Origin of the sequence: Litchfieldia sinesaloumensis (assembly GCF_900156865.1) — a bacterium.
Taxonomy (GTDB): Bacteria; Bacillota; Bacilli; order Bacillales; family Bacillaceae_L; genus Ferdinandcohnia; species Ferdinandcohnia sinesaloumensis.
In genome coordinates, this window is record NZ_LT732529.1 from 1,267,065 (window position 1) to 1,287,941 (window position 20,877).

Consider the following 20,877-nt stretch of genomic DNA (forward strand, 5'->3'; position numbering starts at 1 on the left):
AAGACTTTATGCAAGCTTTGCTCCTCCCTTTTGGCCACTCTTTATATGCTCTTGTATAACAGCTTCTTCAGTAATGGAAATAGTACATCTGGTAATTGCTCGATGTTTGGAACTAAGATGCTGTATTTTCCATAGATATTTTGGATTGTTGTTTGTTGGCCTTCATCAATCTCTCCATTTGATAAGAAGACATTGATAACTTCGATGCCATGTTTTCTTGCTTTTAGAACCGCTTCGTGTGTGTCTATAATTCCATTTTGCTCATAATCAAATGCTGCTGGTTCGCCATCTGAAAAGACGAGAAGGAATTTTTGTTTTTCGGTTCGTTGTAATAATTTTTTCGTTTGCAAGCGGATTGAAAAACCGTCGCGGTTGTCCTCCTCAGGCTCGAGTTGCATCATTTCCGCCCCGTAGTTTCTCTTTAAGCTTGAATCAAAATCAATAACGGTTTGCATGTAGTTTGGTTGTTTCGTACTATCTGCATCATTTGTATCTTCCCAGAAACCTGTAACATCATGAGGAACCTGGACGGACTTTAATGCTTCATGAAAAAGGGCAATCCCGAGCTTTGTTTGATCCATTTTATCGTACATTGATGCCGAGCAATCGACTAACAGTGAGAACACAGCATCAATCTGATGGGATGGCTGCTCTTTTTTATAAAAGAGTCTGGGATTGTCGTCCGTAAAAATGCGTAACAGTTTTTTATTTAAGCGTCCAAAGTGCAAGTCTCCTCTGGGGAGGTTCTTTTTATGCTCCAAGGTTTTTAGAATCATTTGCTTTAATTTTTTTTGATAAGGAGCAATGATAGCTTTGTTCTTTTCGTACTGAATAACCTCAGCATCCGTTGGTTTTCGAGCTTTCTTAAAGACGGGATAAGCAAAACGATTTTCTTTTCCAAATTCGGATTCTGCAGATCCTTCTTTGTCCGTATGGACTAATTCCATCGCTTCAAGCTTTGAATAATCGCTGTTTTTACTTTTTCGAGACGAACCTTGGGCAATTCCTAGCGCTTGGTCACCCTCTTCGCCTTCTCTCGCGCCCTCGCCCATTAGATTAGTTTTAGAGCCTTGTTCTAAATCAAATTGTAAAAAGCTTTTGGTAGGTGTGCTTGTTTCTCGATGCCACGTCTCGAATTTTTCCTCATGGATGTCCTCGTCGCCTTTTTTTACATCATCAAGCTCATCGTTATTTTTCAGTTTATCTTTCCGTTTCAGGTCATCAATTGTTAAGCCTTCCTCAAGCCGTTCATAATCCAGCTCAGGCAAATGAAAATACGTATTTAACATGTCTTCGTCAAGGACATCTTCTAAAACGTCAACAATCTCTCGACAAAGAGAACCAATCTCTTTTGTTGATTTTGCGTCGAATACTTTTTCAATTTGTCTTCGAAGAAACGGAACCACAAGATCAATCTTTTCCTGAATCGGAGGAATATCTTCAAGTGGTGATTGTGCTGTTAAAAGTATAAATAGCGCATTAAATAAAGCATCCGTTGGTACACTTTTGACCATATTTACATGGAGTTGGTCTTGATAGTACTTACGGTATATACGACGTCGCTCCGTAAACGATTTTCGAGTTCCTGGACGTTCTTTAGTGCAAAGCTCTTCGAGACGAAAGTCTTCAAAAAGCATCAATAATTGCTTTGCAAACTTCGGTAGTTCAGAGCTTTTGCAGAATGTTAAATATCGGTCGATTTCTTTAAAATCCGTGTATTTTATACTGCCAATTGTTCGTAAAAACACATCGCTAAGTAATCCGTTTCGTTTGTCATTCGCTGGTCGATTATCCCAAAAATGGCTAATGATGATTTTTTGTTGAATCGGGTCCAGGTATGACTTGTAGCCTAACTCAATTTCAAGTTCGGGATTTTTTGAGATTGTTTTGGCAAGGTCTGATAACTCCATGAACAAGAAGGAGTCTACCTTCTTATCATTAAATTGAATAAATCTCATTGTTAAAACCTCACTCAAACAGTGTTTCTGCTATATTTTTAACCGCTGCTTTCTCCCGATCGTCCTCAAGTTTTTCAATAATGCCACGTTCGATTGCTCGTAGTGGCGGCATGTACATTGCCAAATCACATGTGTCAATTAATGCACGTATTGACGCAGCTTCTTCTGAAAGCATACCCCCACGCACCTGGGTAATTAAATCGGATGACAAGGATACAAATTTATTGATTAAATTCTCATCCTGTAATTGGGTTTGTGTATGAAGAACTTCCCTCAGCGTTTCGCCTTGAATATAGGGAACATCAATAACGACAAAGCGGTTTTTAAGTGCTTCATTCAATGGAACAGTTCCTACATAGCCTTCATTGATAGCGGCAATAACACCAAAGCCATTTTCTGCACGAACGACTTCAGCTGTAAACGGATTTGTAATCATTTTCCGGTAATCAAGAACTCCATTTAAGATTGGAAGTGTTTCCGGCTTCGCCATATTAATTTCATCAATGTAAAGCAAGTAGCCTTTCTTCATTGCATTGATGACAGGGCCTGACACAAATTCAATTTTCATTTTCCCATCATGTTCTTGGATCGTTTTATAGCCTAGTAAAGCTTCAGCATCCAGGTCGACTGAACAGTTGATGCTGTACATTGGTTGTGCAAATAATTGGGAAATGGTTTCGGCAAGCTTTGTTTTTCCAGATCCAGTTGGACCTTTTAGTAGCACATTCTTTCCGATACTTAATGCAATGACCGCATCACGAATAATATTGATATCAGAAGGAGTGTACCCTCCTTTACCGATTAATAACTCATCACCCGAAACGCGGCTCTTTCTATTTGAAATATCTGTTTGTATAGTAGCTGGTAAGTTTAAATCTTCAAGTTGAATTGTCATGAAGCATCAAATCCTCTCGTATATATCTAATATCCACCCGTATTTTACAGAAGTTTGAACGGCGTCGCAATGAATTCACCTTAATTTCATCTATTTGTGACTTTTTTGGTGAAGATATGGTATGATTATTGTAAATACTCGTAAAATACAAATAGACCGCAGATGTTGGCAGCATCTACGGTCTAGCAATAGATTGGTCCCACTAAGAGGATCAGCCTAAGATGAAATAGACCTCACCCGATTTTTAGCGGAAAAAGGGAGGTCTATTTTTTATTGTTGTCAAAAGATAAAATCGCAACAACAAGCGACGCGAACGAAAGCATAATCACTAGACTTTCATAAATCGTCATATAGGCATCACCCCCTTTCTCTGGGAGCTTAGCCGACCACCCTTATGGACAACCTATTGCATATTAATTATAGCACATTTTACCATACGAACACACGTTTCATTTTGAGAAACACTAAAATTGGTTCTTTATACTCATAAGTGCACCATCAAGATTGGCTTTAATAGCATCCTCTTTCTTATTGAGATGATCACCAATATACGATACAAGTTCATTATCGAAAGCTAAACCACTTGCAAATTGACGTTTGATAAAACGCTCAGCCTCTTCAAACGATGAAAACTTTGCATCCATTGTTTTCTTATCATGGTGAATCACCCATTTGTCCTCTTTCTTAAATACAAATGACTTTTCCCCTTTACGATTCACAAAAAGTGTTCCGTTTTCGTTTTCTTTTACGTTCAGCTGATTTTCAGGAGCGTCATGTCGAATTGCATATAATGGGAATGTGTTCTTTACAAAAAGCTCAAAAGCAGAATCGCCTATTGAACATCCAGATGCCTTTGGATGTCCCCCACCACCATACCGTTTCGCAAATTCTGAGACATCTACATCATCGTGTATTGTACGAAGCCCGATTTTTTTTGTGCCCACATTCAGAATCGCAATTAAGTCCAGATGTGGATTTAGTTTTCCAAGCGCATTTCCTAGTTCAGAAATATATTGCTCCGCATGGACTACTCCAACACAATATTCTTCAACAAACGTTTGTACAATCTGTCGATTCTTTGAATTAATGTAGCGCTCAATTTTTTTATCCTCAGTATCTAATAGGAATTCTTCGCCCTCTGTTAACTCAAAGGAATCACGATTTTTTTGAAGTCTATCAAGCATTTTAGCTTCGAATTCTTCAATCCCAATGATAAAAAATAAATCATTTAATCGCTTCGCACGGACTTGGTTTTCTGACTCCCATTCCCACGTATCATAAAGTCTAACTAGCTCAATAAATTCTTCTAATCCTTTATGTTCGGCTATCAGATTTTTTTCCCGAAGAAACTCATAATATAGGGAAGTTGCACATGTTTTCTTACCTGAATCATATTCAGCTTGTACAAAACCCCAATCATATTTATTAAAATGCATCGCCGTTTTATGATGGTCAACCATCTGTATGTAGTGCCCTGCTTTATGACGCTTTTCTAATGCTTTTTCATTTTTGTCATTAACAGCCAAATCAGTTATGTAGATCTTTGCTTGATTGTGTTCAGTATTTTCAATATATTTTTCTACACGCTCGTTTAAATTACGATAAGAGCAATAGGAAACATCAACTTCTTCACCAAAAGCAAGTTTGGCTACTAGTCCACATCCTACTCCATCTAAATCACTATCTGAAAATAACTTTATCAAGTCGAATTCCCCCTTTACTCCTAGTTTCGATTACAATTACGTTTTTCATACACATTTACTACTTTACACTAAAAAGGTAAAAAGAACGAGTCCCCAATTCTACTGATAAAATTTCGCATTCAACGTGGTCATTTTTGTGATATAATCCATTAATCTAAGATGGAAGGTAAAAGGAAAGATACTATGAATCAAACATTTAATCTAAAAGAGAAAAATAAGTTATTTTTTCAAATTCTCTTCCCGATTCTCGTAACCCAAATCGGATTAAATCTAATGAATTTTGTTGATACAATGATGTCAGGTCGTGCTGGCGCATATGATCTTGCTGGCGTTGCAATAGGTTCAAGTTTGTGGGTTCCGGTGTATACAGGCTTAACGGGAATCCTATTGGCAATTACACCGATTATTGCGCAATATGTTGGTGCAAAACAACGGGATAAGGTTCCGTATTCCGTCATGCAAGGAGTCTATATTTCAGTCGTTATTGCATTAGTTGTTACTGTAATTGGTGGATTTTTGTTAAATCCGATATTAGATTTAATGAAGCTTGAATCAGAGGTTCGTGAAATCGCAAAAGAATACTTAATCGGACTGTCATTTGGAATTGTGCCACTTTTTATTTATTCTGTATTGAGGTCATTCATTGATGCCCTTGGTCATACTCGTGTAACGATGATTATTACGCTGTCTTCACTACCGATAAATGTGATATTCAATTATCTATTGATTTTTGGAAAGTTTGGCTTTCCTGAACTGGGTGGTGCTGGGGCCGGCTATGCAACAGCCATTACGTACTGGCTCATTGTGGTATTATCCATTTGGATTATTTTAAGTAGGACACCGTTTTCGGAATATCGTGTTTTCGGCAAACTCTATTCAGTATCGTTTTCAAGCTGGGGCGAAATCTTAAAGCTCGGGTTACCAATTGGATTTGCGATCTTTTTTGAAACTAGTATTTTCTCTGCAGTGACGTTGCTAATGAGTGAATTTAGTACAATTACAATTGCTGCACACCAAGTAGCGATTAATTTTTCGACTTTACTCTATATGATACCATTAAGCATTTCAATGGCACTTACAATCGTGGTTGGTTATGAGATTGGTGCAAAAAGGTTTAATGACGCTAAACAATACAGTTTACTCGGTATTTGTATTGCGGTGGTGATGGCACTAGTTTGTGCATCAATTATCATAGTTCTTCAAGAGCCAATCGCAAAAATGTATTCGACGGATACTGCTGTAATTGAATTGACAACGCAGTTTTTAATTTATGCCATCTTCTTCCAACTATCTGATGCAATTGCTGCACCTATCCAAGGGGCACTTCGTGGATATAAAGATGTGAATACCACTTTCGTAATGACACTTATCTCTTATTGGGTAATTGGCTTGCCTGTCGGGTATGCACTAGCAAATTTGACGACTCTCGGAGCGTTTGGATATTGGATTGGATTAATTGTTGGTCTAGCAGCTGGCGCAATTACTTTATCGGGTCGATTGCTAAGCGTACAGAGAAAAACTGCAAGGTTGGATTTGGGTACGGAGTAAATGAAACGGGGATGGCCACTATTTGTGGGCATCCCTTTTTTGTTTAAAATCAAACTGGTTATACTTATTAGGAGCTAAACGATATAGCACGCCACCGTGAAACGATAAATGGTATCCCGATTAGGAGCCAAATGATATAGTACGCCACCCCTAAATAGGTATACCGATCACCCCAGTCAAGCGTTACTCCCCCATCAACTCATTCAGATAAGCTATCTCATCCTGGTGGGAGAATCTACTCTCGTGGGGAGTTTCTAGTACAAATGGAATTTCACCAAATATAGAACTCGAGAGGAGCTCTTTAATTTGCTCTACCTTAATTTCTCCGTACGGAATATTGGCGTGGCGGTCCTTCATTGATCTTGTTGGGTATGCAGAATTATTTAAGTGTACGGCTTTTAGATGTTCAAAATACCCAAGCTCTATTCCTTTTGCTTCGACATCACTCCAATTATCACCGGTCCATACACCACTAGCGAACACATGACATGTATCGAGGCAAAAGCCTATTTTATCAGGATAGTCTGTTAGTTGTCTGATTTGGACGAGCTCCTCAATTGTTGTTCCAGTCGGTCCGCTTTTTCCTGCATTATTTTCTAACAACGCCAATGCTTCTCCATCCCACCTCGATAGAACATCATTTAAGGTTTGTATCATTCGCTGATAGCCTTCGAGAGGATTTTCAGTGTTCTTTAAGACGCCAAAATGAACGACTACGCCTATGGATCCGCACTCATTTGCGATCTCTAAATCATTTAGTAGAGAGTCTTGAACAAGCTGAATTTGTTTCTCATCTGCGACTAGGTTTGTTGGATAAGGAGTGTGTGCGATTGTTAGTAAATCGTGTTCCTTGCAAAACTCTGCACATTCTATTGCATCACGTCTATCATATTTTTTTACAGATAAACTTCGAGGATTCTTCGGAAAATATTGAAAAGAGCGTGCACCTATTTTCGTTGCGTGCCGTGCCGCACCTAAGTAGCCATCACGTATACTGATATGACTTCCAAATCTCATATATTCGTCTCCTAATTTACATATACACTTAGATTTTTCAAACAACGTAGGAAATATTCAGTTAGTGGGCATACTAGATTTTGAGGTGGGAAAATTGGAAAAGTTTACATTCAAGGATGAAGTTGTTTTAAATAAGTCAATTGAAGAATTAGAAGAGGAAATGGGTTTGTATATTGTATCCCCAGAAAAGCTTAGTTCAATAGCAGAAGATGATGAACAATAAACAAAGAGCGAAATCCATGTTTCGCTCTTTGTTCTAAATGTATGAGTTTACACGTTTTTTACCTTTTCCATTTCTTCTAGGTAAATGTGCTGGAGACTTAGCTTCTCTTCAATCGGTAAGCTAGAGTCGAATATTCGTTTACATGCCAAAAAAAATTTTTCATATGGCGTTTTGCGGAGTCTCGGGTGGGTTAATTCATCAAGCAGATCTCTTCGAATAGTAAACCGAAGAATATCTTCACTACTTAAGTCCTTTTGCCAAAGTCTCCGATTATTCCAAAGAGACTGATAAGCTTTTAAGAGCTGATCAAAACCTACAGGATAATTCTCCATATTTGTAAGAGCCCCTTTTGTCTAAGAGCCAAACGAGCTCCAAGTATTAATCATCAAATTTATATGTCCAATAGACTTCTTTTCGTAGCCACTCAATCATTTCACTGTCATGACCTTCGACTTTTTGAAGTAAGTTCCCCATTAAACCTTCTGTTTGGGAGCGATGTGCTTTTAATGTTGCAATTTTCTTTTCGAGTACTTCACTTACGTCAAATTCAACATCGTGTTCACCGATTTTTTCGACACGGTTATGGGTAATTGCCTTACAATAAACGACTGGTCGATTTTCTTTCGGAATGCGCTTAACAGCACGGATTGTAGCCTCTCCTGTCGCATCATGGTCTGGATGAACACCGTGACCTGGATAGAACGTAATGACAAGTGAAGGATTCACATCTTTAATGATTTCTTCGATGGTGTCTGCAATATCTTCTGGATCTAAGAATTCCAATGTTTTATCGCGGTAACCTAACATACGTAAATCAGAGATACCGCAGGCTTTACATGCATCTCTTAGCTCTTTTTTGCGTATTTCTGGCAAGGTCTCCCGGGTTGCGAAAAACGGATTACCAAGATTTCTACCCATTTCACCAAGTGTGAGGCAGGCATATGTAACTGGAACCCCTTTTTCTGTATTTAAACTAATTAAACCTGACACACCAAAAGCTTCGTCATCTGGGTGTGGAAGCACGATTAATATATGTCGTTCCATTTTATTACTCCTTTGTTTAAGTGTCTCTAAGCGAACAAGTGACACTAAATTTTAAATGGGGTTGTGCTAATCTGAAGGGCAACAGCCAGCTTTCCTTCTTCATCATGGCCAGCTAGTAATAAACGATCCTCTTCATCTAGTTCCCAATCTGTTAATCCCTCAGCATAAATCCAGCCGATATCCATCTTAAGACCTACACGATACGGGTCGTTACCAACAATTTTCCCTTCTGAATATGTAACAAGGGCATTTCGAATGAAAGCACCTGCAGATGTTTTGCGTGCGCCTGAATGAACAGCATATGCGCCATTTGTTGTTTCAAGGTGAATATAAACGTTTTGATTTGCAAAACGGTTGATTAAATTTTGCACATCTTCTTTTTCAATCGGTTTCAAATGTGAATCCTCCAAACTCTAAAGTATCATATTTAAATATTACCGATTTTATCGATAAAATTCCAATATTGCGTACTACAAATTGAAAATACAACTAAAAAGTGACGAATATGGTATGATTTTCTATGTATTGGGTATATTACCTATGTGAAGAAGGTGGTGAACAAATTGGCTGCTAGAGAAAATATTGAATTAGTGAATAATATGGAATTCGGCATTACGTCTAAATTCGTTCCAAATTTATGTGAAGCAAAGACTTTAAAAGTTGTTGAGATAAATAATACATCTGTCCGTATTGAACTAGAGTCGAAGCAAAAAGGGGTTTTTCCACTCTCCCATTTTCAATACTTAATTCGTCATGGGGCCTTAGTCGTTTCCAAGGATGAAGGAGAAGAAACGGCCTAATAAAAAAACAACCATCACGAGGATGGTTGTTTTTTGTTGGATTATTCCCCTAAGTTTTCTTCTTTTAATACAGATTCAAGACCTTCGATTGCTGCATCAGCATCGTTACCTTCAGCTTGAATTACGATTGAAGAACCTTTTGGTACGCCTAGAGACATTACGCCCATAATTGATTTAAGGTTGACTGACTTAGAATTGAAAGTAAGTGTAATTTCTGATTGGTATTGGCTTGCTTTATGTACTAACTTGGTAGCCGGTCTTGCGTGTAATCCAGCATCGCTTGTAATAGTAAATGTTTTTTCTGCCATTAGTATCCCTCTTTCTATTATTCTTCTTCTATAGAATAGCCATTAATGCCCATGATAATCAAGTATATTTTTTTAGATTTGGCAATTTGGACAAAAAAAAGTTTTCCTCGATGACACATCTTTCTTAACAATAGTCGAACCACAACGTACACAGGGTTCACCTTCACGGTCATAGATTTTGCACTTTTCATCATAACCACCAGTTAATTGATCGTCCTTAAAAAGGGGCTGCTCCATATATCCACCGAACCGAAGCGCTTCTTGAAAAACATTTTGTATCGACTGATATAAGCGTTGAATTTCCTCGCCGCTAAGAGTATCAAATGTTTGAGTTGGTAGAAGCTCTGCAGCAAAGCAGATTTCATCGGAATAACAATTTCCGATACCTGCGATGAAATGTTGATCGACTAGAGTTGTTTTGAGCATTCCCCTTTTGTTGTCGACTAATCTTTCAAACTCCTGAAGTGTAAAATTAGGTTGAAGTGGTTCAGGGCCTAAATCTGCTAATTCGGCTTCAACTTCCTGAGGGGTAAGCAGGTGGAGATAGCCTAATCGGAGACCGATAAAGCAAAGTCGATGCCCTCCAAAATTAAGAATTACTTGCTTTGTCCTTGATATAGTCGACTCATCAGTCTCAATATACATTAGACCACCGAGCATAAGATGAAGTAACAATTGTTTTCCGCTAGCAAGTTCAAAGATAAGATGCTTTCCTCTACGTTGAATCTGAGTAATCTTATTTTCAATAAGCTCCTTTGTAAACTCGGAGACCGAGGTATTGATCGATTTTTCGCGGTTAACCTCGACGGACTTAATTGAGTATCCTGCAATTTTTAATTGGAGTAGATTTTTATAGGTTTCCATTTCAGGTAGTTCCGGCATGATGAATCCTCCGCTAAATGTTTTCGTTTAGGATAAACATTTAGCGCACAAAACATGTATGTAAATAGCCACGAAGGATTTCCTCCGTGGCCAGTGTTAATGTAATTTTTCAATTTCATTTTGTAGTTGTTTGGTTCGTTTTGCATTACCTTCTGCGAAATTCGCTAGTCGTTCTTTGAGGTCACCGTCATGATGAATTCGTTCAGCAGTAATCAAATATCGTCGCATTAACTCGGATTCGGCATTATAGGCTGTCTCGAGTATTTCTCTTAACGTAGTATCAGTGAGCATATCTTCACGATCTTGATCACGGTCATAATCCTTCTCATGATTCATAGTTCATCACCTCTTTAAAAGTATCTTCTTTTTAGGGGTGTTTAAACTGTAAATATCAGTAAAATCTATTTTTCATGAACAATTTATTTATATTCGTATACTTTTATTTCAAGTTTGTCTTTATCTGATTTAAATCCGACAAGCTCTTCACCATCAAATAAAAATTTATCACCACTAAACTTTTTGATTTGAGTGGTTTCATTCGTAGCTAATTGATGAACATATGCTGATACTTTGCCTTTTTCTTTAATCGTATAAACAAGATATTCAAGCTCTGGATTTGCGTCAACCCAGTCAATCGAGGCATCTTTAGATGGAAGGTCGACCTTAAGCAAGATCGTTTGAGAGTTGAATTCTGGTGTATTAAAGATGATCTGACCAATATGCTCTTCCCTACTTGTTTTAGCGTATAGCATACCCTCCATATAGCCATTTTTAAATTTAATATTGCTAATTTCTGCTGCATTCTCGAAGGACATTTCAGACAATTTTTGTTTTGTCGCGATATTAATAAACTCAATAAAATTGCTGTCATCTTCTTTTTTTCCATATAAATATAATAAGTGCGCATCCGGATTGACCTCAACACCCTGATATCTTTTGACAGAGCTTTTAGGCACTTGAAAATCAGCCCATGGCTTTAAATTATCAATAGTTGCTTGTTGATGGTCACCAATATAAAGCTTTCTCTCTCCTTCTTCCTCAAGTAATGCAAGAACTTGATTCCCATAAAATGTGATTCCTTCCATCTTAAAACCATTTACAATTAACTCACCTTTAAGTTCTTCATCCGTGTTCGTGTACTGTTCTGTTGGTGTGAAAAATTTCGAACTATAAAAAACAGCAAACAATACAATTGCGAACGTCACGCCATATCTTGCAATTCGACTCATCATCATTAATCACCCTAATAAAAGAGGAAAAAATCTCGAAAACCGAAATCTTTTCCCCCTTTTGCTTTACTCTTTTAATGCTGCTTCTAATGCAACCTCAATCATCTCATTAAATGTTGTTTGACGTTCTTCAGCTGTTGTTTCTTCCCCAGTTAAAATATGATCACTTACCGTTAAAACGGATAATGCATTGCGACCAAATTTAGCTGCCAGTGTATAGAGAGCAGTTGTCTCCATTTCCACTGCAAGTATTCCATACTGTGCCCATTTCTCTAATTCGGCATTTTCATTGTAAAACACATCACTTGTAAATACATTACCTACTTTTAATTTAAGACCTTTTTCAGTTCCAGCATCGTATGCTTTTCGAAGTAAATCAAAAGATGCAGTCGGTGCGAAGTCGACAGTACCAAAGTTAATGCGATTCATTTGGGAGTTTGTTGATGATGTCATCGCTAAGATAACATCACGAACCTTAACATCCTTTTGAATAGCACCACATGTACCAACGCGTATTAAGTTTTGGACACCATACTCATTCATTAATTCATGTATGTAGATTGAAATGGAAGGAACCCCCATTCCTGTACCTTGTACAGAAACACGCTTTCCTTTATATGTACCAGTAAATCCAAGCATTCCACGAACTTCATTATAGCAAGTTACATTTTCAAAAAAGTTTTCAGCAATATATTTTGCACGTAATGGGTCTCCTGGAAGTAATATTGTTTCAGCGATATCCCCTTGTTTGGCACCAATATGTGTACTCATTTATGATCCTCCTATGTAGTAAATTACACCAATTTTATGTTACCACAATTATATTCTACTTAAAATCGTTCATTAACGCAAAAATATGGGGAAAGCTAAGTCTGTAACATTTCTAAGGGAGGTGTTCGTCCATGGCTAAAGAAAAGATGAGTAAAAAATTAAGACAAGCTGTTGACTATGCAAATGCAACTAACACAACAAAAGGTGTTGGAAACCCACCAAATACATCGAAAACTGAAAAAGATGGCTTTATGCAGCCTAAATAAGAGGAGTGAATAAAAATGGGTAAGAAAAATCGTAATCGTATAAATGCACCTAAAAAAAATAACCATACACCACCAGAAGCAATTGAAGCAGAACAAATCGCGCATGGAAAAGAATTCTCTGCAGCCGGTGGCCGTAAAAACGGACCCGGGCATAATGAATAAAGAAACGAAGGGGCGTCCTATAACAGGACACCCCTTTTCAATCAGCTATAACGGCCAATGATTTGATTTATTTTAGATTTTATATTCGGTAGATCATCAGTAGTAATCGTGAAATTAACAAAGGATTCATCCATGTCTAATGCCTCTGCTAAGAAACTACTTAATCCTCGGGCACGTCTATCCACTTGCATCATGACTTCCATGCGATTTGTAGATTGCGGAAAGAACATGACCTCAACCTCGTCTAATCGTCCACGATACTCCCCACTCGTTGGCACAAACTCAAATTCCTGAACAAACGGTAATCGTTTTCTTAGTCGATATGGCGCAGCCTCACATTCAACTTTACGAAGGCTGAATCCTAAATCATATATCGCATTTAATACACCTGCAGCTAATGGCGATGGTGCTACTGAGATATAATCTTTATCCGATGGATCCACAGCATTTTTAATATCTAAGCCAGTTTGAATCCACACTCTTGTTTTCCCAAGGGTAGCCGGTGTATCAATTGGTAAAACAAATGAAAACGGAATTTCTCGTTTTTCGTTGTTTCCAATCGTAAAGCGTTCTACAATTTTAACTTTTTCAATCGTTACTTGTCTGCTCACTTTTCTGTCGTTCACTTCTTTTAAATAATTCGTAACCAAGGAAAGATAGATTTCATCAATTTGCTGTTCTGTATTTCCACCAATTATCTCGACAACGCCAGATACTTGTTCTCCTGCTTTTAACTTATCTGTTGTAAGCTTTGTATCCACTCTTGCACTGCCAATTCCAATACTCGAAAAAATTTTATTGAATAAAGACATCGTAAAATTCCCCCTAAAGGTTGATATAGAAATATACGAGTTAGGGTACAAAAAGTTTCTTTTTTTACGAAAAAAACGACGGGGGTTTCCCGTCGCCATATGTACCTATTCGTTCTCTTCGTCGATGACGCATTTATAGAGTAAGTATTCGAATGTGATATCCGCTAGTTCCTCTAGCTCTTCCTCACCTGGGGCAAATCCCCTTTGGACAAGTTCGTTATAGAAAAACTCAGCAATTTCCTCCGTATCGATAACAACCTCAATTTCCTTCAGCATGATCGCCCCCTTTACTTAAGTTTTATGTTCATAGAACTCCACCTATGTCAATTTCATATGTATTTAATTTTTTGGTCATGAAATGAAAAGTTCATACATAGGATGGTTATAAATAGTGGACAAGCCTAATGGAGGGGTTCTCATGACGAAGCAAGCCGTAATTGTAAAATTTCCAGTAAAAGAACAAGTTAATCAGACAAACAAAATCCTCGAGTTTGTTGATGGAGACGGGTTTGACAAAGTATTAGGAAAAGTAACAAAAGGATTATTTTCTGCTATTTTGTTTTTTGGGATCCCATATTTCATTTATGTGTTAATCCAAGCTCTATTCATTGGTTAGTCGTTACCTTTCCTAGACTCAAGTTTTTGTAAGTTTTTCATTGCTAAATCCATCACTTCTTTATATTTAGGGTCCTGGAACATTTCGTACAGGATCTTATAGTCGTTGTACACATCAAGTAAGCCATCTATAATTTCTTGTTTTTCTTTTTTGACACGCATTTGATCTTTCTCGGATTTACGATAGATATCCATATTTTCATACATCCCCACGTTTTTGTTTTTCTTATTGACAAAATACTTCAACGAATATTTTTGAAGGAATGTTTCGGCTTGATCAAAATCTGCAAGTAGAGTGAGCTCATCTTCTCCCGCTTCGAGCCACTCACCGTCTGTCACTCGCGCTAGTTCGTAAATCACATCCTCCCATGCACCCTCTTTATATCTCCATATTTCCGTGTGTATGCCGACAATTTTAAATACATCATTGTCATATCCTTGCACAAAGACAAGGTCCCCGAAATAATACTTATATTCAATATCTATTCGTTCAACTTCCATCGGCTTTGCTTTGTACTCGGCAAGCAAAGTTAGTGCGGATTCTGAGTAAAATACCTCGCCTTTATTTACTTTATATAGGTAATTTCCGTCGAGTTGGCGGATATCCGATATTGACCCTACTGTTCCATATAACGTAACGACAACGATATCACCAATCTTGTATTTGGGCTTCTTCCGTTTACCATCCATATTGTCATCCCTCTGCTTTGCTGTCGATTTAAAGGGTGTGAAATAGTATATGCAAGTCTTTTGCAAAACGGCATTGGTTTAAGGCGTGTGAAGAAAGAAAAATTGAGGAGTGCCGAGCCTAAAGTTTATGGGGGTAGAGTGTTCGATTTAAAGGTCTATTTTGATTTTGAAGAGTGGAGTTTTTATGTTAGTGGCAGTAAATCGTTCTAGTGACAGTATTTTCGAATTAGCGACAGTATTTCTACCTATTACTAGTCAAAGTGTAAAATACCACCGAGAATTTGCGTCTCGGTGGTAAAAAAAGCTAGGCTTCGTTTTCGTATAGCTCCCAAGCTTTGTCAAAAATACTCATGCTTTTTAAATAATGCCCGTTAAGTTCCAAATATGAACTTAATTCGTCATAGTCTTTCGAGTAAATTGGAAAGCTGTGATCCAAATACATATCATTCGCTAATTGACTGATCTCATCCTTCGCTTTAGCTGCACGAAACTTCACAATATAATGATAAAATGACTTCCCCAAAACAACCACATCCTAGTCTTATGAAGCGTTTTTAGGTCATTTTATCACGTAATGAGGACATGTCAAATGGAAAATAGTTAGAATCGGAAGTAGTTTTGCTTTAAAAAACGAGGAATCTCCATGAGTTTCTTGTACTCAATTGTTTTTAGCAGTTTTTTTGTATCAATTAACAAAAGCTGATCCTCAATTTCATTAATGATTTGCTCTTCTTGATATTCCATCCCGCATTCTTCACACTTGATGCTGGGTGTATCTATTATTTCAATTGCGCGTGTTCCATCTGGCAACTCCCAAAATACACTGTTCCTTGCTTCATGCGCTTTATCAGAATCACACCACATACAATTCAACCTTAATACCTCCCCTCAATTTGGTTTATCGTCTTCGTTCTTACCTTGCATTTTTTTCAAAGTCGATTGAAACTTTTTCTCTTTTAGTTCATCACGTTTATCTCGTTTGTCTTTCAATGTGCTGTGAGTTGGATCTTCATTGTACTTCTTTCTACGTGAAATACGGTTAATCCCCTCTGGTACTAGGTTGAAGCCATCACCAAGTAGGCCAGCAATACCCGCTGTTGATTTTTTATCATCAAGAGAGCCAACATGCTCTGTAAAGTAAGCATCCGCACGACCAGGTATATAGTTCTCTGGCTCTGGGTAGGTCGTAATCACACCTTCAAAGTTACGCAACACCACTTTTTCCGGACTTTGTGAAATCAGATAATTCGGCTGAACGGCAATTTTTCCGCCTCCACCAGGAGCGTCGACGACAAAAGTTGGAACAGCATAGCCCGATGTATGACCTCGCAATCCTTCGATAATCTCTAACCCTTTTGAAACTGGCGCTCTAAAATGGCCGATACCCTCTGATAAATCACATTGATATATATAATAAGGACGTACTCTGATTTTGACTAAATCATGCATGAGCTTTTTCATGATTTCAACGCTGTCATTAATACCTGCTAAAATAACAGATTGGTTCCCTACAGGAACACCACTATTGACAAGCATTTCACACGCTTCTTTCGCTTCTTCAGTGATTTCTATCGACGTGTTGAAATGAGTGTTTAACCAGACGGGATGATACTTCTTTAAAATAGTACAGAGATTTTCCGTAATCCGCTGTGGAAATACAACTGGCGCTCTTGTTCCAATACGGATGATTTCTACATGCGGGATGGCACGTAAATTTTTCAAAATATACTCAAGGATGTTGTCGTTGATGAGCAACCCATCACCTCCAGAAATTAAAACATCACGTACTTCTGGAGTATTCGCGATATAATTGATTGCTGCATCAAGTTGTTTCTTCGGTACACCCATTCCAATTTGTCCGGAAAATCGTCTCCTTGTACAATAGCGACAATACATCGAGCATTGGTTTGTAACTAAAAAAAGAACGCGATCAGGATAACGGTGGGTTAACCCTGGCACTGGTGAATCCTCATCCTCTTCAAGTGGATCCTCAAGATCATACTTTGTTTTATAAATTTCTTTACCAATTGGTACCGATTGCATCCGAATCGGGCAACGTGGATCATCTGGATTCATTAACGACGCATAGTAAGGCGTTATATTTAAAGGGATTGTCTTTGTTGAAATTAAGACACCGTCTTCTTCCTCTGGGGTTAGGTTGATTACCTTACGCAAATCATCAATAGTCCGAATGGTATTGGTTAACTGCCAAATCCAATCATTCCATTGTTCTTCTGTGACATCTTTCCATAATTCGATATCCTTCCAATGACGCTTAGGTTTATATAAGTTCATCTGCATAATAAATCTCCTCCCTACTTAATTAACATGCAAGTCGCATGCCAACATTTCAATAGAGAGGAGATTTTAGCAAAAATGGGCTATTATTTTATTTTTTGTAGTTTATATTGTAGAGTTTGACGTGGTATTTCTAGGAGTTTTGCTGCTTGATTGATATTTCCACCTGATTGCTTCAATGCAGTCATAATTAAGGCATTTTCAGTCTCCTGTACGACTTGGCGTAATGGCCTTAATCTATTGGTTGATGTTGCCTTATTCTCATTTAAGTGTTGGGGAAGTAAGTCCTTTGTAAGGGAATCTCCTTCTGCCATAATCATCGCATGCTCAATAATATGCTTTAACTCACGTACATTCCCTGGCCAGTGGTAGCTAGAAAACAAGTGTAATACCTCATCATCCACCGTTGAGACATTTTTTTGAAAGCTGCGATTATAGACAGCTACCAAGTGTTCCACTAAATATGGAATGTCATCAATCCGGTCACGCAATGGTGGGATTGCCAACGAAAAAACATTCAATCGATAATATAAATCGGGCCTTAGTTCGCCGTCTTTCACACAATCTGATGGATATTTATTTAAAGCCACAATCACGCGAACATCAACCTGAAGTGCCTTTGCACTGCCGATTCTTCGGACCATGCCATCCTCAAGCACACGTAACAATCTGGATTGAAGTTCAAGCGGCATCGAATTAATCTCGTCTAAAAAAAGAGTTCCCCCATGTGCAATTTCAAATAAACCAGCACGATCAACGGCACCTGTGTAGCTTCCTTTTACCGTTCCAAATAAAATACTTTCTAATAAACTTTCCGGTAGTGCCCCACAGTTTTGGGCAATAAAAGGTGCCTTACGGCGTTGCGATGCATTATGAATTGCTTGAACGAGCAACTCCTTTCCTGTTCCAGTTTCTCCGTATACTAGAACAGTTGACGATGAACTCGCCACCTTCTTCGCCTGCTGTTTAACAGCCTTGAAGCGCTCATTTTTCGTCAGGATGTCATGGAAGGTGTATTTAGCACCGTAAATTTCGTGAGGTTTTTTCGACACACTGCGCACCTTAGATTGTAGGTCCATCAGTTTAGTTGATAAATCTTTTATCTTTGAATAATCTTTTCCGATCTCAACCGCACCAATGAAAGTTCCATTTATCGTTATCGGAAGTGTCGTATTCACCGTATCAATAAGCATTCCCCATTTATTTTTATAGGTTTGGGGAAGATGGTAAATCGGCTGTCTTGTGCGTATGACCTTTAAAAGTGTACTTGAATCCTCATTCAAAGAGGGAAAAACCTCGAGAAGGTGCTTTCCAAGGACCTCCTCTCTTCTTAGTCCATCATGCTCTGCTGCAACCTGATTATAGAAGATGGTGATGCCTTCTTTGTTTACAACATGTATGGCTTCATCAATACTGTCTAAAATGGCAATAACTAATTCTTCACCGATTTGCACCTATCTCCACCTCCCAATCATGATAAAAATTCGGCGGTTGCTGCCGAAAATTCAGCACCTTGATAAATCCTTCATCCATACATTCATATCTTCAATCTTATCAAAAATATAGCAATTGTTTGTCAGTCTGCCAGAATACGAGTATCCTAACTGATAAAAGCTTTTGTTCATTCCATATGAGAGCGCCCTTGCAATTGAAAAAGCACAATAGATGCCATTTGTAACAAGCTCTTTTTCGAGCTCAATCAGAAGCTTTTTCATTAAGCCATGCTTTCGGTATGCATCTAAAGTTGCACAATCGGTCAACTCCGCATGAAAAAATGTATAATCTATGTCTGCTGAAGCGCTACTGACAATCACATCATCATCAACAGCAACATAAAATATCGTCGAATCCAGCATCACTTTCTTGATATAATCGGGATCATTCAATGGAGTTGGATAAATTTGAAACACGGAATCATATAGAGTTGCAAGCTGCTGTGCATCCTCTGGTGTTGCTTTTCGAATTAAAAATGTGGTGTCAGTTGGTTGACTGTCTTGTGGACCCTTAAAAATGTCACTGATAATTTTATCTTCTTCCATCCATTTTTCACTATTTCTTCTTTCGTTTGTAAAATATTTCGTGACAAAATAAGCATCACTACCATTAAAGTATTTCTCAATCATCGCTTCAATCATGTAACCACGGGCCATGAAATGGACAAGATCTTCATATTTCGCCATGCAAATTATTTTTTCGAATGAGTGTTGTACGGCAATCTCGTTTACTTTATCTAGCAATGAAAATAGATTTCCTCGGTATGCTAGCATTCTTAATCGTAGGTTGAAATAATCGACAACGATGGTTGCTTGATATGTAGCTGCTTGTAATTGTATTTGTTCACTGTATGGTTGTTTTGGCAACATCACTCCTCCTCATCTTCTGACACTTCACACCATGTTAAAATCGTTTCGGCAATAATTTCCGCCGCTTCAAATAGTTTATCAAGCTCTACATATTCATTCGGATAATGAGCAACCTCGGTTGTACCAGGTCCAAATACAATGGTTGGAATATTGCCAACTGCTGTTAACAGTCCACCATCCGTCCCCCAAGGTGATGCCTCAATCACCGGTTCTTTCCCTTTCACCTTTTTAAAGCTATCTTTTAAAATATTCATAAGTTCATGGTCTGGATCAATTGTTCCAGGTACCCAGCGTGCCCCAAACCATTCTAATCCAACAGGATGTTCCTCAAACCATGGATCCTTCTCAGGCAATTTATTAAGCCATTGTTGCATTTCAGATTTTGCGTGCTCGATGGTTTCATCCGGAGCGACACCCATTCTTCCTTCTATCGTAACAACGTCTGGAACAGATGAAGGCCATGTTCCACCGTTGATTTTTCCAATATTTATTGGTACCGGGATTGGGGTGTTTTTATAGAGTGGATCATTAATTGCACCGTTGCGAATCATTTCGAGCTTTAACAGATGTTCGATGACGATCATGCTTTTTTCAATTGCACTCACACCTTCATATCTTGTACCACCATGTGCAATCCGACCGTAAATCTCAATTTTGAACCACATTGAACCTTGCTGTTTTGGGAAAATTTTCATACCTGTCGGCTCTGGAATAATCGCCCCGTCTGCTTTATAGCCTTTTAGAATTGTAGCGAGGGTTCCTGCCCCACCACTTTCTTCTTCTATGACACTTTGAAAAATAATGTCTCCTTTTAACTTAATACCAGTTTCCTTAATGGCCTGTATCGCCATAATCAGTGCGACATTCCCACCCTTCATATCGGTGGAGCCTCGTCCATATAACCTTCCATTCTTTATTTCAGCAGAGTACGGGTCCATTTCCCACTGTGTTATATCTCCTTCTGGAACGACATCAATATGACCATTTAAAAGAAGTGATTTTCCTCCCCCTGTACCCTTTAGAACAGCAACTACATTAGGACTGTCTGTGAAATTCGTTCGTGGTGAAACGAAATAAGGATGCTTAAGGAGCTCGGTTCCATTTGGTTCCCAAATATCAATTACCATTCCGAGTTGTCGACACTTTTCAATGACTATCGCTTGTGAAGATCGTTCGTTGCCCTGAAGGCTGGGTTCTTGGACAAGTTTTTTCAGTAGTCGAATGCCCTTATTTTTGTTTGCTTCTATCCAGCTTTTTATTTTCGTCGTATTATCACTCACACACTTCCCCTCC

The 20,877-nt window shown here is 38.2% G+C and carries 28 protein-coding genes; 6 read left to right on the forward strand and 22 right to left on the reverse strand.

Annotated features, from left to right (window positions below; translation table 11 throughout):
* Nucleotides 1-41: 41 nt before the first annotated feature.
* From CZ490_RS06185 to CZ490_RS06195, 4 genes are all read right to left on the reverse strand, one after another.
* Nucleotides 42-1,958, reverse strand: a complete 1,917-nt coding sequence (locus CZ490_RS06185) for a vWA domain-containing protein (protein ID WP_077618083.1) — start codon at nucleotides 1,956-1,958, stop codon at nucleotides 42-44.
* Nucleotides 1,959-1,968: 10 nt separating this feature from the next.
* Entirely contained in the window at nucleotides 1,969-2,853 is an 885-nt protein-coding gene (locus CZ490_RS06190) for an ATP-binding protein (RefSeq protein ID WP_142255339.1), read from the reverse strand.
* Nucleotides 2,854-3,116: 263 nt separating this feature from the next.
* Nucleotides 3,117-3,203, reverse strand: coding sequence for a putative holin-like toxin (locus tag CZ490_RS23085; protein ID WP_223254366.1), 87 nt, complete (start codon nucleotides 3,201-3,203; stop codon nucleotides 3,117-3,119).
* 114 nt (nucleotides 3,204-3,317) lie between these two features.
* Nucleotides 3,318-4,556 carry a DHH family phosphoesterase gene (locus CZ490_RS06195; RefSeq protein ID WP_077618084.1) on the reverse strand — a complete coding sequence of 413 codons (1,239 nt, stop codon included), beginning with the start codon at nucleotides 4,554-4,556 and terminating at the stop codon, nucleotides 3,318-3,320.
* A 183-nt stretch (nucleotides 4,557-4,739) separates the two neighbouring features.
* Here CZ490_RS06195 and CZ490_RS06200 point away from each other — a divergent pair, with 183 nt between their 5' ends.
* Entirely contained in the window at nucleotides 4,740-6,104 is a 1,365-nt protein-coding gene (locus CZ490_RS06200; protein ID WP_077618085.1) for an MATE family efflux transporter, read from the forward strand.
* A 183-nt stretch (nucleotides 6,105-6,287) separates the two neighbouring features.
* On the opposite strand, the gene CZ490_RS06205 is transcribed toward CZ490_RS06200, so the two are convergent.
* Nucleotides 6,288-7,121 carry a deoxyribonuclease IV gene (locus tag CZ490_RS06205; protein WP_077618086.1) on the reverse strand — a complete coding sequence of 278 codons (834 nt, stop codon included), beginning with the start codon at nucleotides 7,119-7,121 and terminating at the stop codon, nucleotides 6,288-6,290.
* 94 nt (nucleotides 7,122-7,215) lie between these two features.
* Here CZ490_RS06205 and CZ490_RS22795 point away from each other — a divergent pair, with 94 nt between their 5' ends.
* Nucleotides 7,216-7,344 (forward strand): hypothetical protein, encoded by a 129-nt coding sequence (locus CZ490_RS22795; RefSeq protein ID WP_268762031.1) that lies wholly within the window; start codon nucleotides 7,216-7,218, stop codon nucleotides 7,342-7,344.
* 47 nt (nucleotides 7,345-7,391) lie between these two features.
* Here the strand turns inward: CZ490_RS22795 and CZ490_RS06210 are convergent, their stop codons facing one another.
* Genes CZ490_RS06210 through CZ490_RS06220 form a run of 3 tightly spaced genes read right to left on the reverse strand, consistent with a single transcriptional unit; the run spans nucleotide 7,392 to nucleotide 8,783 of the window.
* A complete protein-coding gene (locus CZ490_RS06210; RefSeq protein ID WP_077618087.1) occupies nucleotides 7,392-7,676 on the reverse strand; it encodes a hypothetical protein in 285 nt (94 codons plus the stop codon).
* A 46-nt stretch (nucleotides 7,677-7,722) separates the two neighbouring features.
* On the reverse strand, nucleotides 7,723-8,388 hold the full coding sequence (gene bshB2 / locus CZ490_RS06215) for a bacillithiol biosynthesis deacetylase BshB2 (RefSeq protein WP_077618088.1): 666 nt from the start codon (nucleotides 8,386-8,388) through the stop codon (nucleotides 7,723-7,725).
* Nucleotides 8,389-8,432: 44 nt separating this feature from the next.
* Nucleotides 8,433-8,783, reverse strand: a complete 351-nt coding sequence (locus CZ490_RS06220; protein ID WP_077618089.1) for a YojF family protein — start codon at nucleotides 8,781-8,783, stop codon at nucleotides 8,433-8,435.
* Nucleotides 8,784-8,951: 168 nt separating this feature from the next.
* On the opposite strand from CZ490_RS06220, the gene CZ490_RS06225 reads away from it, so the two are divergent.
* Nucleotides 8,952-9,188, forward strand: coding sequence for a hypothetical protein (locus tag CZ490_RS06225; protein WP_077618090.1), 237 nt, complete (start codon nucleotides 8,952-8,954; stop codon nucleotides 9,186-9,188).
* 41 nt (nucleotides 9,189-9,229) lie between these two features.
* Here the strand turns inward: CZ490_RS06225 and CZ490_RS06230 are convergent, their stop codons facing one another.
* From CZ490_RS06230 to deoD, 5 genes are all read right to left on the reverse strand, one after another.
* Entirely contained in the window at nucleotides 9,230-9,496 is a 267-nt protein-coding gene (locus CZ490_RS06230) for a phosphocarrier protein HPr (protein ID WP_077618091.1), read from the reverse strand.
* A gap of 72 nt (nucleotides 9,497-9,568) precedes the next feature.
* Nucleotides 9,569-10,378 carry a DNA-formamidopyrimidine glycosylase gene (gene mutM, locus CZ490_RS06235; protein WP_077618092.1) on the reverse strand — a complete coding sequence of 270 codons (810 nt, stop codon included), beginning with the start codon at nucleotides 10,376-10,378 and terminating at the stop codon, nucleotides 9,569-9,571.
* Between the two features lie 96 nt (nucleotides 10,379-10,474).
* Entirely contained in the window at nucleotides 10,475-10,714 is a 240-nt protein-coding gene (locus CZ490_RS06240; RefSeq protein WP_077618093.1) for a hypothetical protein, read from the reverse strand.
* A gap of 83 nt (nucleotides 10,715-10,797) precedes the next feature.
* Nucleotides 10,798-11,610, reverse strand: a complete 813-nt coding sequence (locus tag CZ490_RS06245) for a hypothetical protein (protein ID WP_077618094.1) — start codon at nucleotides 11,608-11,610, stop codon at nucleotides 10,798-10,800.
* Nucleotides 11,611-11,673: 63 nt separating this feature from the next.
* Nucleotides 11,674-12,378 carry a purine-nucleoside phosphorylase gene (gene deoD / locus CZ490_RS06250; RefSeq protein WP_077618095.1) on the reverse strand — a complete coding sequence of 235 codons (705 nt, stop codon included), beginning with the start codon at nucleotides 12,376-12,378 and terminating at the stop codon, nucleotides 11,674-11,676.
* Between the two features lie 131 nt (nucleotides 12,379-12,509).
* Between deoD and CZ490_RS22800 the strand changes: the two genes are divergently transcribed.
* Together CZ490_RS22800 and CZ490_RS22475 are read left to right on the forward strand one after the other, a co-directional pair.
* Nucleotides 12,510-12,644: a hypothetical protein gene (locus CZ490_RS22800; RefSeq protein ID WP_268762033.1), complete on the forward strand. Its 135-nt coding sequence runs from the start codon at nucleotides 12,510-12,512 to the stop codon at nucleotides 12,642-12,644.
* A gap of 15 nt (nucleotides 12,645-12,659) precedes the next feature.
* A complete protein-coding gene (locus tag CZ490_RS22475) occupies nucleotides 12,660-12,806 on the forward strand; it encodes a hypothetical protein (protein WP_010281467.1) in 147 nt (48 codons plus the stop codon).
* 41 nt (nucleotides 12,807-12,847) lie between these two features.
* On the opposite strand, the gene CZ490_RS06255 is transcribed toward CZ490_RS22475, so the two are convergent.
* Both CZ490_RS06255 and CZ490_RS06260 read right to left on the reverse strand, forming a co-directional pair.
* Nucleotides 12,848-13,618 (reverse strand): sporulation protein, encoded by a 771-nt coding sequence (locus tag CZ490_RS06255; RefSeq protein WP_077618096.1) that lies wholly within the window; start codon nucleotides 13,616-13,618, stop codon nucleotides 12,848-12,850.
* Nucleotides 13,619-13,723: 105 nt separating this feature from the next.
* Nucleotides 13,724-13,891 (reverse strand): YozD family protein, encoded by a 168-nt coding sequence (locus tag CZ490_RS06260; protein WP_077620958.1) that lies wholly within the window; start codon nucleotides 13,889-13,891, stop codon nucleotides 13,724-13,726.
* 145 nt (nucleotides 13,892-14,036) lie between these two features.
* Between CZ490_RS06260 and CZ490_RS06265 the strand changes: the two genes are divergently transcribed.
* Nucleotides 14,037-14,234 (forward strand): hypothetical protein, encoded by a 198-nt coding sequence (locus CZ490_RS06265; RefSeq protein WP_077618097.1) that lies wholly within the window; start codon nucleotides 14,037-14,039, stop codon nucleotides 14,232-14,234.
* Here CZ490_RS06265 and CZ490_RS06270 read toward each other — a convergent pair.
* The 7 genes from CZ490_RS06270 to CZ490_RS06300 form a co-directional block, all read right to left on the reverse strand.
* Nucleotides 14,231-14,923 (reverse strand): hypothetical protein, encoded by a 693-nt coding sequence (locus CZ490_RS06270; RefSeq protein ID WP_077618098.1) that lies wholly within the window; start codon nucleotides 14,921-14,923, stop codon nucleotides 14,231-14,233. The genes CZ490_RS06265 and CZ490_RS06270 overlap by 4 nt on opposite strands.
* Nucleotides 14,924-15,227: 304 nt before the next feature.
* Nucleotides 15,228-15,446, reverse strand: coding sequence for a YozE family protein (locus CZ490_RS06275; RefSeq protein WP_077618099.1), 219 nt, complete (start codon nucleotides 15,444-15,446; stop codon nucleotides 15,228-15,230).
* A 77-nt stretch (nucleotides 15,447-15,523) separates the two neighbouring features.
* Nucleotides 15,524-15,796 (reverse strand): YokU family protein, encoded by a 273-nt coding sequence (locus CZ490_RS06280; RefSeq protein ID WP_077618100.1) that lies wholly within the window; start codon nucleotides 15,794-15,796, stop codon nucleotides 15,524-15,526.
* Nucleotides 15,797-15,811: 15 nt separating this feature from the next.
* Entirely contained in the window at nucleotides 15,812-17,224 is a 1,413-nt protein-coding gene (gene kamA / locus CZ490_RS06285) for a lysine 2,3-aminomutase (protein WP_077618101.1), read from the reverse strand.
* Between the two features lie 83 nt (nucleotides 17,225-17,307).
* Nucleotides 17,308-18,675: a sigma-54 interaction domain-containing protein gene (locus CZ490_RS06290; protein ID WP_077618102.1), complete on the reverse strand. Its 1,368-nt coding sequence runs from the start codon at nucleotides 18,673-18,675 to the stop codon at nucleotides 17,308-17,310.
* Between the two features lie 51 nt (nucleotides 18,676-18,726).
* Nucleotides 18,727-19,581 (reverse strand): putative beta-lysine N-acetyltransferase, encoded by an 855-nt coding sequence (gene ablB, locus CZ490_RS06295; RefSeq protein ID WP_234987177.1) that lies wholly within the window; start codon nucleotides 19,579-19,581, stop codon nucleotides 18,727-18,729.
* A 2-nt stretch (nucleotides 19,582-19,583) separates the two neighbouring features.
* A complete protein-coding gene (locus CZ490_RS06300; protein ID WP_077618104.1) occupies nucleotides 19,584-20,864 on the reverse strand; it encodes a peptidase in 1,281 nt (426 codons plus the stop codon).
* Nucleotides 20,865-20,877: the final 13 nt, after the last annotated feature.